Source organism: Pyxidicoccus trucidator (assembly GCF_010894435.1).
GTDB classification, from domain to species: domain Bacteria; phylum Myxococcota; class Myxococcia; order Myxococcales; family Myxococcaceae; genus Myxococcus; species Myxococcus trucidator.
In genome coordinates this window covers 171,123-186,186 of the sequence record NZ_JAAIXZ010000001.1, presented here as the reverse complement: position 1 = coordinate 186,186, position 15,064 = coordinate 171,123, and the positions used below count along the sequence as shown (strand labels likewise).

At 64.9% G+C, this 15,064-nt stretch carries 11 protein-coding genes and 2 pseudogenes; 7 read left to right on the top strand and 6 right to left on the bottom strand.

The window, feature by feature from the left end; translation table 11 throughout:
• Window positions 1–857 precede the first annotated feature (857 nt).
• A complete protein-coding gene (gene roxB, locus G4D85_RS00830; RefSeq protein WP_240358996.1) occupies window positions 858–2,879 on the top strand; it encodes a rubber dioxygenase RoxB in 2,022 nt (673 codons plus the stop codon).
• 124 nt (window positions 2,880–3,003) lie between these two features.
• On the opposite strand, the gene G4D85_RS00825 is transcribed toward roxB, so the two are convergent.
• Window positions 3,004–3,711 (bottom strand): helix-turn-helix domain-containing protein, encoded by a 708-nt coding sequence (locus G4D85_RS00825; protein ID WP_240358995.1) that lies wholly within the window; start codon window positions 3,709–3,711, stop codon window positions 3,004–3,006.
• Window positions 3,712–3,884: 173 nt separating this feature from the next.
• Here G4D85_RS00825 and G4D85_RS00820 point away from each other — a divergent pair, with 173 nt between their 5' ends.
• Both G4D85_RS00820 and G4D85_RS00815 read left to right on the top strand, forming a co-directional pair.
• Window positions 3,885–4,724: an NAD-dependent epimerase/dehydratase family protein gene (locus G4D85_RS00820; protein WP_164006933.1), complete on the top strand. Its 840-nt coding sequence runs from the start codon at window positions 3,885–3,887 to the stop codon at window positions 4,722–4,724.
• A gap of 258 nt (window positions 4,725–4,982) precedes the next feature.
• Window positions 4,983–6,416, top strand: a complete 1,434-nt coding sequence (locus G4D85_RS00815; RefSeq protein WP_240358994.1) for a hypothetical protein — start codon at window positions 4,983–4,985, stop codon at window positions 6,414–6,416.
• Window positions 6,417–6,505: 89 nt separating this feature from the next.
• Here G4D85_RS00815 and G4D85_RS00810 read toward each other — a convergent pair whose 3' ends face one another.
• Together G4D85_RS00810 and G4D85_RS00805 are read right to left on the bottom strand one after the other, a co-directional pair.
• Window positions 6,506–6,871 (bottom strand): hypothetical protein, encoded by a 366-nt coding sequence (locus G4D85_RS00810; RefSeq protein ID WP_164006667.1) that lies wholly within the window; start codon window positions 6,869–6,871, stop codon window positions 6,506–6,508.
• A gap of 287 nt (window positions 6,872–7,158) precedes the next feature.
• Window positions 7,159–8,028 carry an aldo/keto reductase family oxidoreductase gene (locus G4D85_RS00805; RefSeq protein ID WP_164006930.1) on the bottom strand — a complete coding sequence of 290 codons (870 nt, stop codon included), beginning with the start codon at window positions 8,026–8,028 and terminating at the stop codon, window positions 7,159–7,161.
• A 48-nt stretch (window positions 8,029–8,076) separates the two neighbouring features.
• Here G4D85_RS00805 and G4D85_RS00800 point away from each other — a divergent pair, with 48 nt between their 5' ends.
• The 4 genes and pseudogenes from G4D85_RS00800 (at window position 8,077) to G4D85_RS00785 (ending at window position 11,931) form a co-directional block, all read left to right on the top strand.
• A complete protein-coding gene (locus tag G4D85_RS00800) occupies window positions 8,077–9,006 on the top strand; it encodes a LysR family transcriptional regulator (RefSeq protein ID WP_240358993.1) in 930 nt (309 codons plus the stop codon).
• Between the two features lie 110 nt (window positions 9,007–9,116).
• A pseudogene (locus tag G4D85_RS49130) lies at window positions 9,117–9,371 on the top strand (IS3 family transposase); the annotation flags it as partial.
• 305 nt (window positions 9,372–9,676) lie between these two features.
• Window positions 9,677–10,546 carry a uracil-DNA glycosylase family protein gene (locus G4D85_RS00790; RefSeq protein WP_164006927.1) on the top strand — a complete coding sequence of 290 codons (870 nt, stop codon included), beginning with the start codon at window positions 9,677–9,679 and terminating at the stop codon, window positions 10,544–10,546.
• A gap of 314 nt (window positions 10,547–10,860) precedes the next feature.
• On the top strand, window positions 10,861–11,931 hold the full coding sequence (locus tag G4D85_RS00785; RefSeq protein ID WP_205525373.1) for a ParA family protein: 1,071 nt from the start codon (window positions 10,861–10,863) through the stop codon (window positions 11,929–11,931).
• A gap of 156 nt (window positions 11,932–12,087) precedes the next feature.
• Here the strand turns inward: G4D85_RS00785 and G4D85_RS49125 are convergent.
• From G4D85_RS49125 to G4D85_RS00770, 3 genes and pseudogenes are all read right to left on the bottom strand, one after another.
• A pseudogene (locus G4D85_RS49125) lies at window positions 12,088–12,354 on the bottom strand (transposase); the annotation flags it as partial.
• Between the two features lie 342 nt (window positions 12,355–12,696).
• Window positions 12,697–13,497: a hypothetical protein gene (locus G4D85_RS00775; protein ID WP_164006922.1), complete on the bottom strand. Its 801-nt coding sequence runs from the start codon at window positions 13,495–13,497 to the stop codon at window positions 12,697–12,699.
• 274 nt (window positions 13,498–13,771) lie between these two features.
• On the bottom strand, window positions 13,772–14,992 hold the full coding sequence (locus G4D85_RS00770) for a CapA family protein (protein ID WP_205525372.1): 1,221 nt from the start codon (window positions 14,990–14,992) through the stop codon (window positions 13,772–13,774).
• Window positions 14,993–15,064 lie beyond the last annotated feature (72 nt).

The following is a 15,064-nucleotide window of genomic DNA, read 5'->3' as shown; positions in this document are numbered from 1 at the left end:
CAGCGGCGGACGTCCATGGCCGAGTCATTGACTTGGTCGTAGCGCATCACCTTCGTTACTGCTCGCTGCACCCCGTCCCGACACCGAGCTGGTCAGGACGGGGGCGTTGCCAGAGCGAGGGGCAGTTCGAACCCAGGACGGGGCACGGCGAACAGCTACATGCAGCGTGCCTTGAGTCCCGAGTGGCTGGATGCCTTGTTCGAGCCGCACCGCCACGCGCATCAGGGCTCCTCGTCGGGCTTGGGCAACTCCACTCCCAGGATTTCCGATGCTTTTTCTGGAGGTCCAGCAGGGCCTCGGCGCGCTTGAGCCGCACCTGGGCCCGTGCCAGTTCCTTCTCCTGCTCGGCGACTCGCCGGGCGCTCGCGTCGGGCACCTTCGCCGGCGGGCCGCGCTTCTTCAGGCTGCTGTCTCACTCAGCTTGGCAGAGAGGGCAACCGCTGCCATAGGGCTGCCTTGAAGCTCTGGTCATCCGTTATTGACGGAGTGCCAACAACGGCCTATCGTCTCGACGACGATGCGCCGCAAAGCCACGCCATGACAGGGCGAGAGACCCATTCGGTCGCCGAGCGGGTCGCAAGCCTCGTGCTCCCCCAGTCCGGGGCGCGCGACATGGGCGCCGTGAGCATGGCTTGGCGGACGCGCTCAGCGAGGCGCCCGACGATGAACCTCCGCGCGCTTCTTCTGCCTCGCCGTCAGAAAAGCCCGCTGCGGTCGCCGCCGACGTGATGGTGGCTCCGTGGTGGGTTCCACCTGCTTCCCACCGCGCCGTGGCGGTGGCGAAGCGGGCGCACACCGCGAAGCAGGAGGAACTCATGCCCGTCGAGAGAATGCCGTTCGTAAGAAGCAGGGCCGCCGTGCCATTCGTTCGCATGCTGTCTGTCATGGCGACGTTGGCGGTGCCTGGCGTCAGTGCCGCGAGTGATTTGCTGGGGAGCAGTCGAGGCGGCTCGGTGCAGTGGGATTTCTGCTATGGCAAGCCGGACAGTGCGCTCTTGCCGGTGGACCCTCGAACCCTGGTGCAGCCCGGTATCAGTGATGGTCGGGCGGTGCACTTCAATGCCTACTGGAAGAACTGTCATGTCGACCCGGAGGCAGTGCAAGAGCAAGGAGCGGCGAGGACCTGTGGCGAGCTGCGCGCGCGCTTCGCTCATGGCGAGGGGCTGCTGACCAACGGCCATCCCGGCGTGGGCGTGCTGTTTACCGGCACCAACTACACGCTGCCCGAGTCGGCGTTCGGCATCGCCACCTTCACCGCGGCGCAGTACAACGAGCTGTGGCGCGTCTGGGGCTTTCCCTTTCGTCCCGACAACTTCGACGCCCTGGTCTCCCAGCGCTACGGGTCGGGGCTGAGCACCGCGCGCAATCCCTATCCGTTGCCCGGGCAGCTTCCGAATCTCTCCAATGGCGGGAGCGGGCAGCTTCCGCAGATGCTCACGCAGCTTCGCAAACCGGACGGAAGCTGGAGCGGCCGCATCGGTGTCACCTGTCACGCCTGCCACAGCGGCATGGTGGGCAAGCCCGGAGATGGCCCGGGCCTCGGGGTGCAGGTGGGCGGCGGCAGCAGCCTGGCGGACCTGGACCTGTTCCTGAGTGACCTGTTGCCCCTGGGCTACCCGGCGTCGCTGGCCACGTTCCTGAACCTCAACCGCACCCGTGGCACCAACAACGCCAGCGACATCAACCTCGCCTTCCTGTTCCCGGACGAGAATCTGCTGACGCCTTCCGAGGTGATTGGCCTCATCAACTCCGGGTCGACCGCCGGAATGGATACGCCCGCCTGGTGGAACATGGGGCACCGGCCAGTGAAGTTCGTCGACGGCGTCTTCCCAATGGATGCGCCGCGCGTGGACATGGTGTTCTACACGCCGTTCATCGGCCTGTTCGGAAGCGCCGGGGGGCCGGTGAGCGAAGCGGGACAGGACTGGATGCGGGACAACGGCCCGGCGCTCAACACCTGGGTGGATTCCCTCAAGTCACCGCCCTATCCGTTGCCCCTCAACCAGGCGCTGGCCGAGCAGGGGGCGGTGCTGTTCCACAAGCTCGACATGTGGGCACCGGAGCGCAACAACACCGTGCCGCGGCCGCAGGGCAACGGCTCGTGCGCGAGCTGCCATGGGGCCTACTCGCCTCGCTACGTCAAGGACCCGGCCTTCCTTGCGAAGCCGGAGTTGGAGGGCATGGCGAGCTACATCGTCCCGCTGCGCATCATCGGGACCGACCCGGTCCGGGTGAATACCAACAACGCGGCGGTGCAGTCCGCGGGCGCCAAGAACTTCTTCGGTTATCCCTCAACGGCTGGCACCGCCAACGACTGTGGTCCGCAGAACCAGCCGCACATCCGTGGCAATCGTGAGCTCGGCTACCTCGCGCCGCCGCTGTACGGTGTCTGGGCCACCGCGCCGTACTTCCACAACGGCTCGGTTCCCAACGTCTGGGAGGTGCTCAAGCCCGCCGACCGCAAGCCCATCTGGCGCCGGGTCTCCGCGCCACCGCGCTGGGACCAGCCGCTGGTCATCATGGGCTTCGACACGGACCTGCAACGCGCCTACGACTCCACCAGGCTCGGCTGGAAGTACGACACCATCCCCTGCAAGTGGCGCACGCCCCTGAATCCAACGGTGTCGCCGTACATCAACTGCCAGCCGGGCGACGAGTTCCGTACACCCCTGGCGCAGGAGCTGATGAACGTGCTCTTCAGCAACCTGGTTGTCACCTGGAACGTTCTCGCCCCGCCCACCCGCACGCGGCAGCAACTCGAGGACCGGAAGATCTACAACACCAACGCCTTCGGCCAGGATGACGGCGGACACGAGTTCAACTCCGTGCTCACCGACCCGGAGCGTCTGGCCCTCATCGAGTACCTCAAGACGCTGTGACTCTGGAGTTGGGTTCATCGTGGAGTGACGCGGCCGCCAGGAGAAGCGCGCTTCCTGGCGGCGGCATCACTCCACGCATCGGAGAGCTGATCGCACCGGCTCGGATTGTTTGGCGAGCCCGGCGTCAGCCGATCAACGGAGTCGCGCGGAGCTCGCCGAGAAACCCCTGCGGCGTCACGCCCGTGATCGCGCGGAACTCGGCGATGAGATGCGCCTGGTCGTAGTAGCCGGCTTCGGCGGCGATGCTCGCCCAGCTGGCGTGATCGTCCTCGAGCGCGTCGCGTAGCGCGCGATGGAAGCGTGTCAGCCTGGCGAACGCCTTTGGGCTCACGCCGACGGTTTCACGGAACACGCGACGGAGATGCCGCTCGCTCACACCGAGGTCTACGGCGACGGCGTTCACATTGGCGCTCGTCAGCCTCTCGGCGGCGGCGAGGGCGAGTTGCGCGCGGGCGCGGCGTCCGTCCGCGAGCGCGAGGCGTTCGGCGATCGCGCTCTCCAGGATTGCAGCCGCATCGGCCGTGTTGCGGGCGTCGCCAAGCCGATCGAAGAGCCGCCGGGTCGCGGCGTCGCCCCACAGCTCATCGAGCGCGACGATGCCTCCGGCGATTGCGGAGGCCGGCACGCCGAGCACCGCCTCATGCGAGCCCAGGTGAAGACGCGCCGTCACGGTCCGCTGCCCGCTGCGAATGAGCTTTCGATGCACCCTCTGCCTTCCGCCCAACGCGTGTGCGTCGAGCCCCCTTCGCGCCAACGGCCCGAACCGAACGACGAGCTGGACCTCCGGACGCGGAATCAAGACGCCCGGCACGTCGCGGTCGCGCTCGTCCACGACCAGTGCCGCTACGGCGGACGCGGTCGATGCGCTCGGCGCAACGCAACGGTGGTGAACGGGGCTCGCGTGCATGAGATGACCTTGGCGTGCGCGCGACGGTTGCGCAAGAGTCGGTGCGCGTGTCCGTTTTTTCCAATCTTCGACGAGTCGCGGATGGCTACGGTCCGCACATGAAAATCCTTGTCACCGGAGCGACCGGAAAGATCGGAAGTCGACTCACCAGGCGACTCGCCGAGCGCGGCTATCAAGTGCGCGCCCTCGTGCGCGATCCGACGCGCGCTGCCGCCCTGAAGGAAGCTCGTGTCGAGCTCGCCCAGGGCGATCTGCTCGATGTGGACTCGCTCGCGGCCACGGTGCGCGGCGTCGACGCCGTGGTCCACTGCGCCGCGTTCTTCCGCGGCGCGACTCCCGAGCAAGCGCACGCGGTCAATGACCTCGGCACGCAGCACCTCGCGAGCGCCGCCCGTGCCGCCTCCGTGAAGCGCTTCATCTTCACGAGCACCGGCCTGGTCTACGGTTCGAATGGTGGCCGCCTCGCCCGCGAGGACGACCCCTGCGCGCCGACCGCGGCATACCCGGTGAGCAAGCTTGCAGCCGAGCGCTTCCTCCTCGCGCTCGAAGGGCTCGACGTGCGCGTGCTTCGCCTGCCGTTCGTGTACGGCGACGGCGATCCACACATCGAGGAGGTGATACCGATGATGCGCAGCTTCCCGCCGGCCCAACGCCTGTCGATTGGCCACCACGCCGACGTCGCACAGGCCGTCGCTCGTCTGCTCGAGGCGCCTTCGCCTGCGCATCGCATCTACAACGTCGTCGACGACGAGGCCCCCGACCTCGCCACGCTGTTCGCGTCGGTGGGTGCGCCGCCGCCTGACGGCTCGAACGCTGAGTTCGCGCGTACTTTTGAAGTGCTCCTCGACGGTCGCCGCATCCGCGAAGACCTCGGCTTCAAGCCCAGGTTTCCCCGCCTCGCAGACGCGCTCGCCGCAGGCGCATACGCAGCCGGGTGAAGTCGGGGCGCTGCCGCGCCGCGAAGGGTTGTACTCGTCGCTGCTGAAGTAGAGGCGCTTGCGGCCGGGCAGTGGAGGCATCGAAGCCCGATTCCTGGGTGTCCGGCCGGGAGACGTCACTACGGCAAGCGGGATGTCGATTCGCGCAGAAGCGAGCAGGGCGCGCACGGGGTCCACTTCAAACGTCAACCGGGCGATGTCAATATGTCCTACGCGCCCCAAGCCTGCCTCCAGTGCCTGTGGCTCATGGAGGAAGTGATGCGACGGCTTGGAATGATGCTGGGGCTCCTGGGGTGCGTGGGATGCGCCACCGCCACGCGAGGTATCGCCACCCAGTACAACCCGGAGACGGGTCGGTACGAGACGCCCACGCGCGAGGTCGTCTATCAGGTGCCCGCCGAGGACGCGATGATGACGGCCCGGTACATCCTGGAGAAGAACCGCTATGACGTGATGGAGAAGGAGGGGGGACTGGAGATGTTCTCCTCCTTCATTCCGGACGTCGTCCCCCCCGAGCGCTACTACATCCAGGGAGAGCGGCTCGGGCCCCGGCAGGCACTCGTTCGAGTCTTTCGCATCAGGTACACCCAGGAGGGGAGCTTCGCCGCGGAGGCCTCCGGTCGGTCCAGCGAGCAGCTCTCCGTGTCCGTGTCCGTGCCGGATGCCTTCACCAATGTCCCTGGGCTGGAGGGCTACCGGCCGGCGCACGGCTTCCGCGACATGGGCATCGAGCAGAAGCTCCTGGAGCGGCTGGAGATGGCTCCCGCGCTGGAGCTGGTGGGCGGCAATCCCCCCGTTCCCATTCGCTCGGTGGTGATGGAGAGCTGGGGCGAGGAGGGGGGGACCCCCGCCACCTCCACCGCTCCCGCGTGTGGTGCTCCCGTGGAGGGAGCCTCGTCCCTGTTCTCCGCGGGAGGCGTCCTGCTCGTGGCGGACCCCCTGGGCACGCAGGAGGTGCCGTTCGCGGCGCTGCGGATGGTGTGCGAGGCCACGGCCCAGGAACTGCCGGTGACACTGGCGCTGTCCATTCCCGTCTCCGAGCAGCCGCTCCTCGAGCGCTACCTCGCCAGCGACGGCGATTCAGCGGCCGTTCAGGAGCTTCTCGCGGGGAGCGCTTTCTGGCGCCGGACATACCAGGACGGGCGCAGCAGCCGCGCCATGCTGTGGCTCGTCGAGCAGGCCCGCCGCTTGCGCGTCTCCGGAAAGGACGTGGCCGTGGCCGCCATCGACTCCGACAAGGCTCATGGCAATGAGCGCGAGGCGCAGCTGGCCCAGCACCTGCTGAACGCCCAGTCGAAGCGCCCCCAGGCCTGGACGCTGGTGCTCACGGGCAGCGTCCACGCGCGCACCACGGAGGTGAGCTGGGATGGCGACCTCGAGCCCATGGGCTCTCGCGTGGCACATGCCCTGCCCTCGGTGCGTGCCCTGGACGTGGGCTTCCAGCGCGGCACCCAGTTCGCCTGCCGCTACAGCGTCTGGGACGAGGAGGTGGAGTGCAACGTCTTCGGCATCAGCCCGACGCTCGAGGCACGGCAGTCCTCCAAGCAGGCCGCTGGCCTGAACCTCTTCACCTCCCAGCAGCCCCACGGCTTCCACGGCCGGCTCTACCTGGGCTCGCTGACGGCATCGCCTCCCGCGCTCCAGGCGTCGCGCCAGGCCACCACCGTCAACCCCGTGCCCGCAACGAAGTGACCCCGCCGCTGGCATGAGCCAGGAGCCCCGGCGCTCGAAGGCCCCGCGACATCCACCACGAGTCCCTCGTCCCTATCCGTCTTGTGCTCTCAGCGAGCACGTACGGTGCAGGAGGTCTTGATATAGTCCACATCATCATAATAGGCGCATGTGAAGTACACATCGAGCCTGGCGGTCGCGGTGCAGTCATGGCGCCCGGTCTGGATGGCGAGGTCTGTTTCCATATCCACGCAGTCGCAGCTCTTGCAGCTCTCCTTCTTATTCAGACACACATGGCTCGTTTCAGCGCTTGCAATGGTCGCGCAGTATTGAGTGGCGCGCTTGCAGCTTGTGTCGCCACACTCAATAGTCTCGGGGAACGAGTTGGTGTCCTCGTCCACATCGTCTTCGTTCGAGCCACCACAGCCCACCACCAGCATGGAGAGAAGCACCAGGTACCGCGTCGTCGCCTTCATGTCGTCCTCCCGAGGAGTCATGGGGGGCATGAACGCCCCCTCCTGATGGGAAGAGACAGGCCGGGCGACACCGTTGCATGAAATCGACCGCTACCCTCCCGCCTAGAGATGCCGGAGGGGCTATATGGGGGCAATGGCCCCCCCTGTATCAGGGAGGTTGTCGCCTCGGCGGACACACCGAGCTGACGATGCCCTCCCCGCGCTTCGCTCACCCGCCTTGACGCACTGCCGAAATTGCCCTTGACGCACCCATGACGCAGCGACCGAATTTTGGGTAGGCGCAGCTGTCAACGCGCGATCCCGTCGAGCGCGGTGATGCTCTTCTCCGGCAGCACGAGCGACGCCGCAGCCACGTTCTCGCGCAGGTGCGCGACCGACGACGTGCCCGGGATGAGCAGGATGTTCGGCGCGCGGTGCAGCAGCCACGCGAGCGCGACCTGCATCGGCGTCGCGCCCAGCTCGTTCGACACTTCCGACAGCGTCGAGGACTGGAGCGGCGTGAAGCCGCCGAGCGGGAAGAACGGCACGTAGGCGATGCCCTGCTTCGCCAGCGCGTCGATGAGCGCGTCGTCTCCTCGATGCGCCAGGTTGTAGTGGTTCTGCACGCACACGATCTCGGTGAGCGCTTGCGCCTGCTCGACCTGACGCGCCGTCACGTTGCTGAGGCCGATGTGTCGAACGAGCCCCTCACGCTTGAGTTCGATGAGGACGGCGAGCTCTTTGTCGAGAGGGCCCTCCGTTGGCGTCATGCTCATCATGCGCAAGTTCACGACGTCGATTGCGTCGAGCCCGAGGTTGCGCAGGTTGTCCTGGATGCCCGAGCGGACCTCGGCGGGCGATAGCGCCGGGAGCCACGACCTGTCCGTGCCACGCCGCCCACCCACCTTTGACACGATCACGACGTTCTTGGGATACGGATGCAGCGTGGCGTGAATGAGCTGATTCGTGACGTGTGGCCCGTAGGCGTCGCTCGTGTCGATGTGGTCAATGCCGATCGCGATCGCCTCGCGTAGCACCGCTGCAGCCGCTTCGGGATCACGCGGCGGTCCCCAGACGTGCGGGCCCGCGAGCTGCATGGCGCCGTAGCCCATGCGGTGCACCGTGAGCGATGTGCCGGGGAACGTGAATCGGCCGCCGAGTTTGTCTGTATTCGTCATGGGCTCAAATCTAACGCTGGCCACGATTCACACTAGCAAATAGCATGCATGGCAATCATGAACGTTGTTCGTGCCAGGAGTCTCGACCTCAACCTGCTGCGCGTGCTCGTCGCCGTCGCCGACGCGGGCTCGGTCACGAAAGCGGCCGCGCGGCTCTACCTCACGCAGTCGGCGGTGAGCGCGGCGCTCTCCCGGCTCAGCGAGTCGCTGGACACGCCGATGCTCGTGCGCCACGGCCGCGGCGTGATCTTGACGAGCAGGGCAGTACGTCTCGTGACCGAGGTCCGTCCTCTGCTCGAGGCGATGCTCCAGGCCTCGCTCGCACCGGCGCGCTTCGATCCGCGCAAGAGCGAGCGGATCATCCGCCTCGGACTCGCTGACTTCGCGGACGAATGGCTGCTGCCACCGCTGCTGCGCCGGCTCGGGCGCGACGCGCCCAACATGCGGCTCGTCTGCACGCCGGTCCAGTTCCGCACGGTGGTCGAGGCGCTGGCGACCCGTCGCGTCGACCTCGCGGCCACGGTCATCGACACGCTGCCGCAGGCCATTCTGCGAACGCCTCTCATCCGTGGCCACTTCGTCTGCCTGTTCGACCCGCGCCACGTGCACCTCGGCGCGCGACCCAGCAAGCGCGCGTATCTCGCGCAGGAGCACGTCATCGTCTCCTTCAACGGAGACCTCCGCGGCACGGTCGAGGACAGGTTCGGCGTCGAGCGACGCGTCCGCTGCTCGGTCGCGAGCTTCAGCGCGATCGGCGCCATCGTTGACGGCAGCCAGTTGGTAGCGACCTTGCCCGATGTCTTCGCGGCGCATGTCCTGCGGCAGCGACCGCACCTTCGCAGCGCGTCCTTCCCCTTCGCGCACCCCGTTGGCGGCCTGGACCTGCTCTGGCCCGCCGTGCTGGATGACGACGAGGCGTGCGCCTTCGTACGCGCCGCGATCATCGATATCGCCAAGCAGGTGCCCGCTACTTCTTGACGAACTCGCATGGGTGACTGGCTCAGTCTGTCGGGCTTCTGGAGTAATGGGAGTCAGCGGAGAAGGAGAGCCTGGCGCAGTTGGGCAAGCGCCATGGCGTGTACTACCAGCCCGTCGAGGTGAGCGACGAGGAGCTGCAACTCATGCGTCGCATCGACGCGCTCTACCTCGAGCGCCCCTACGACGGCAGCCGGCGAATGACGGTGGCGCTCGGGGCCGAGGGGCATGAGGTCAACCGCAAGCGGGGGCAGCGGCTCATGCGCATCATGGGACTGGAGGGCATGGCGCGGGGTCCGCACACCAGCCGGCCCCATCCCGAGCATCCCGTCTACCCGTACTTGCTGCGCGGACTGCCTCTTGGCCGCCATCTCCACCTCCGAATCGGGAGGGCGGAGTGGCCTGCTGCTGCCCGGCGCCGTCAACGCTCCTGTCGACCGCCCCCTCACCGCAGGTGCTCGGCTTCACCGGAAGGCCTGCTCTGCATCCCCGGAACTGCTGCTCACCTTGCTCTGGAATCGCTGCTCACCTTGGCCCGGAATCGGTGCTCGGCATGCTCCGGAACACGCACCCCATCGCGCCAAACGGACGCGGATGGGGTAAGCACAGGTACCTTCCTGCCGATACTCTCGCGAGTAGGCGGTTAATCACAAATAACCAAGGGGGCCGGACTATGGCCAGGAAACGAGCACTGCGCCAGGAGCCGCTTCGATTCTGCGACATCAATGTACCTTATGCTCCGGCATGGCAGCCGCTTGCCGGCAACCGCAAATTCCGAGATGCCCTCGAGAGGGCCGAAGAACGGATTGCGGCTGATGTCGACGCAGGGACTTGTACACCGCTGCCGGACTGCATCCTCCGGTTCCTTCAGGTGCCGAGAGTGCAGGCCGTGGTCGTTGGGCAGGACCCGTATTCCCAAGCCGGCCTAGCCACCGGGTTCGCCCTGGAAGTTGGGAACCTGAGGACATGGATGGCCCTTGCGGAGCGTTACTCCGAAAACGCCGATGGCTCCGTCAACGAAGCTGCAGCGGTGCGCTCGCTGGTGCGTTTGTTCTACATGACAGCCACCGACTGGAGTACCAAGCACGCCCATCGTCCTTCTTATAAGGAAGCGGCTAGGGCCGCTGACGCCGGCGACTTCTATCTGCTGGCACCCGAAGAATTGTTCGATTACTGGCAGCAGGTAGGAATTCTGCCTTTGAATACGTCCCTGTCGACGCGCGTCGACGAGCCGCATACACACAGAAAGGCATGGACGACAGTTCGCCGCCTGATCGTGAAGCACATCACTGAGACGTGGCCTCATGCGACTTGGTTTCTGTGGGGGAGTGCCGCTGTCGAGAGGTTCGCCTATAGGCTTCCGGGAGGCACGGCGTGTTACAAGGCGGGCCATCCCAACCTGCAAGGCACGGCTGAAACCGATCCACTGTTCTTCTTCCGCGCCTCTGGGATTCCGGATACGTGGGAATGGCTGAAGTGGACGGGCCCTGGTCAGCGTCCCAAGAACTCGATGCCTGCTTCAGATGTTCGGCAGAATTCGTGAGGTAATCCTCAGTTGGTCGGTGGTGATGTTGGTATGTGGGGCTTCCGTGCGATGCCGGTGCCGTTACAGTAGCTGCGTATTCCGGTGATGGTGAGCACTCTTGACACTTACCGTGACGCAGCGACTAAATTTGGGGTAGGGACAAGTGTGCCCAAAGCGGGTTGCTTGGCCCCTCCACCGGCGCGGCGCACGTCCTTCTGGCCCTGGCCACCTCCCTCTCCCTGCTCCAGCCCGCCCTGCAAGGGCGTCCCCATTCCGCATATACTTCCAGTCCCACTGGCCGCTCCCAGCACGCACTGAAAGGATTCCGAAAAATGACGGTTCTGCGAAGCTACGCGATCTGGAACAACAAGGGAGGTGTCGGAAAGAGCACCATAGCGTTCCACTTGGCATCCAGGTACGCCGAGGCGCATCCGGACGTGAATGTTTTGGTCATCGATCTCTGTCCCCAGGCGAACTCCAGCATGATGTTATTGGGCGGAGGAACTGCAGGCGAGCAGCACGTTCTCGACCTGTGTACAGAGGCCACACCCAAGACCGTCGTGGGCTATCTCAGTACTGTGATAGCTGGTGGTGCCGGCGCCCCGCTGCCGAACCCGTGGCGCTATGTTGTTGGCGCTAACGACTATAATAAATTGATGCCTGATAATGTTTTCCTGCTGTGCGGGGACGGCAATCTCGAACCAATGGCGCCGGCTATTTCCGCTGCTGCAGCGGCGCCTGCGCTGACGCCTACTATACAGCCTTGGAAGTGGATTCATCAGATCTTCGCAAACCTCATCGACAAGATCGCCGAAGCGAAGGATGAGGAATGGATGGTCTTCATTGATACGAATCCGAGTTTCTCTATCTACACGGAGCTTGCCGTATCGGCTGCGCAACGACTGATTACGCCGGTCAACGCCGATGATTCGTCGCGGGTGGCGACCAACGCAATGTTCATATTGCTGCATGGCCAAACGCCGCCACATCCAATCTATGGTACCTGGACTTACGCGGCGCAGGCACAGAAACACGGACTGACCGTGCCTGCGATCCACGTTATTGTGGGTAACAGACTGACGCAGTACGATGGTGCGGCGACCGCGTTCAAATCTCTGTCTGACGCGACGGCTGATACGTTGTTCGCGGCCTATTCAACCCACCCCGCTTACTTCACGATACGTGCCGCGAAACCGAAGACGCTGGCAGCTTTCCGCGATGCCTACGCTGTTGCCTTGCGCGACTTCAACACTGCGGGCGTGGTGTCCGCGCACTTGGGGCGGCCACTCTCCGCCATGGATCAGGGCTACTACGACGTCCACGGCCAGCAAGTAAAGGTCAATGCTGATCGTGTTCAAGAATGCGTAGAGGCTTTGGACACGTTGCTCGCATCGATCGACTAGTAGCTCGGCACAGAGGTTTTGAAGGGTTCAGGCAGCGGCTGCTGCTGCCTGGGCCCAGGGATACGCTCGCCCAAGCTTGGTGCGAGCGCTCTGGACGGTGAAGCGCCAGCGAACCTGGGCGCGTTCTTTGTTTCGCACCCGCTCCCATCGGGCCACCTCCCGGAGGATTTCGGCCTCCTGCGTCTTCTTGCCCAGCAGCCGCTGCAACTCGCGCACCTGAGCCTTGAGCGCTTGCACCTCGGACTCGGGCACCACGGCCTTGACGGCTTGTAGCCCCGACACGCCGCCCGATTCCTTCAACTGCCGCCACCGGAACAGCAGGCTGGAGCTGATGCCGTACTTGCGGGCCACCAGGGAGACGCTGCTCCCTGGCACCTCGCACTCGGCCACCAGGCGCAGCTTCTCCTCCGCCGAGTACCCCCTGTGTCAGGGAAGATACCGCCTCGGCAGACATGCCGAGCTGATGACGCCCTTCGCGCACGCCTCACTCGCCTTGACGCGCTGCCGAATGGAGCTTTGGCGCGCTTTAGGACGCGGCGACCGAATATTGGGTAGGCACAAGCCACAGGCCAACTTCAGCAGGATGGCTGTGTATCCGGCCAACCCGACTGCTCCTACCAAGCCCGTCATTCGGTCAATTGCCCCAGGCAACATACGCATACGGCACTCCACGTTGGATGCAGATGGCGCTTACGGCCTATCGAGTAGGTCAATGTCGCATGCTCTGGCTGGATTTCCCTATGGAGAATGCACCTCGGCGGAAGGTCAACGGACCTCTGTCGGTGGCGGCGCGCAGTTTGGCGCCACCCATGAATCAACGGTGGTCCATCCTTGCCCGTCGATGCGTGTATGGATGACCCATTGCAGTGGAGGCTGCTTGAGCTGCTCGGGCTCGCGTTTCCACACCTCGAAAAGCAAACGGGCTAGTTCGTCGCGGACCTCGCACTTGAGCTCGGTCGAGCAGTCGACCCCCAACAGGCAGACTCTCCATTCCTTGTGAGTGAAGTGAGCGCGTATTTTGTGTGAGTCCTGAAGCTTCATGCTGAGCGTGTCTTTACCTTCGCAGAAGAACAAGTCGGCGTCGCGCGAGTAGCTTGGATCTCCGAGGAACTGAAAGTCCGGCTGCGCAAAAGCGTTGAGTTCGTGTTCGAATGGCGAGAGGTCCATTCCAGGCGTGAGTCCCAGCTCTGCTGCCGTTTCTGCGATGATGGACATGAGTTTTTCGCCCGTCTTTGGCAGCCTTCCATGGCGAACGATTTGAAAGATGAACTCATAGTCCTGAAGGATGGTTCTGGCGCGACGATGAGCTGCAGACCTAGCGGGGTCGATTCTTTCGAAGAGAACACTGGCCGGCTCAAAGAGAATGGGCAGGGTTCGGGCGCCCGGTGGTCCAAGAAGAGTGAATCCGGAAGCGCAGTTGAAGTCTTCGACGGTTCGCTGAAAGGTCAACCAATCTTGCGCAGTAAGCTCGCGTCCATGGGATGACCGGTAGAGCCGTTTGACCTGCTCCAAGAGCAGGCGAAGAGCAGTGTCCTGACTAAGGGCTTCCTGCTGCATGCTGCTCATTAGTTCCTCTTGAAGTATGGCCCCTTAGGCTTGGCTCTATCGAGCCGCGCACTTCGTAGGGCCATATTGCTCGTTCTTAGCAGAAGCCGTCCATGGTCGGCTCCGACATTTTCGACTCCCCCATCTGCCGCTTCAGCTGGGGAATCTCGCTGGCGCTTTGCGCCACTGCTCTCTCCTTGCGGCCTCCGTAAAGAGGGGCTCGACGGTAGGAGGAACGCGTAACGGGAATCAGACACGGGTGCGCCTCGCCGAGCACCTCCGGGCACGCATCGGCTCAGTCGGTTGAGGTCGAGACGAACTCGATGCACGAGGTGGGCAGTCCGGAGTCGGGCCGAGGGGCGACCAGCCTTGTAGGAAGCTGTTCGGTCGTGCAGCAGCGTTCGAGATAGGCGACCACCCGCCTGCCTTCGTCGCTGTCCGCGGACACGTGTATCGGCTCGTTGGCTGGATTGATGATCGCGGGCAGGAAGCCGGCGGAGATGCGCCCGGACGGCGCGATGTGGATCACCGCCGCGCCGGTCAGCCTCGAATCCGGGTGGAACGGCAGCAGTGGGTAGCCCTCCCGCGGGCGAATCATGTACTCGCCGAACTTGCGGGCCCATGCCGCCATCTCTTCCGGCCGTCCCACGCCCAGGTAACCGTCTTTCGCAAGGCGCTCAGCAAGGTTCGGCAGGTCGAACACATAGTGTCCCAGACCGTAGAAGATGGGTTTTCCGGAATGGAACTCGACACCGCGGAGCATGTGATGATGGTGGCCCACGACGACGTCGGCCCCGTTGTCGATGGCGAGCCGGGCCGTCCGTCGTTCGTGGTCGGTCAGCGAGAACGGCACGGTGGAGTCACCCCAGTGGAAGCTGACGACGACGATGTCGGCCTTCGCGCGTGCTTCGGTGAGGCTGTTGATGAACGCCTTCTGGTCCTCGACCAGCGGCTCGGTGCTCACCACAGGGGCCATGCCCGGATTCCATACGTTCAGATCCAGGGGAGTGTATCGGGTGTGTGCACGGAAGGGAGCCAGACCGGGGACACCCGGGCGCGCCTCATAGCCGTAGGGAAACACGGAGCTGAAAGCCAGAAAGGCCAGCCGTGTTCCATTGCGCTCGAGATACACGGGCCCGGTGGCCTCCGCGAGATTCGCGCCCGCGCCCACCGTGGCGATGTCCAGGTCGGCCAGGGTCCGGCGCATGGACAGCAGCGCGGCATGTCCCCCGTCGAGACTGTGGTTGTTGGCCAATGACATGATGTCGAAGCCCGCCTTGGCCAATGGGGCGGCGTTCGCCGCAGGCGCCGTGAGCGTCGAGCCGGCGCTGGGGGCACGCTGGATGTCGTCGCTGAAGACGCCCTCGCAGTTGCCGAAGACGACGTCACCGGAGCTCAGGACGTCGCGGGCGGAGTGGAAGGCCGTCGCCGGGTCGTCGCGGTCCACGAAGACATCGCCCACAGCGAGGAGCGACAGCCCGAGTCCAGGGGGATGAGCGATGTTGTTCGAGGCCACGGTGCACTCCTGCATCCTGCTCGTCTGCGTTCCTCGTGCCTTCTACCAGATGAGGGTGCCGCGGATGCTCAT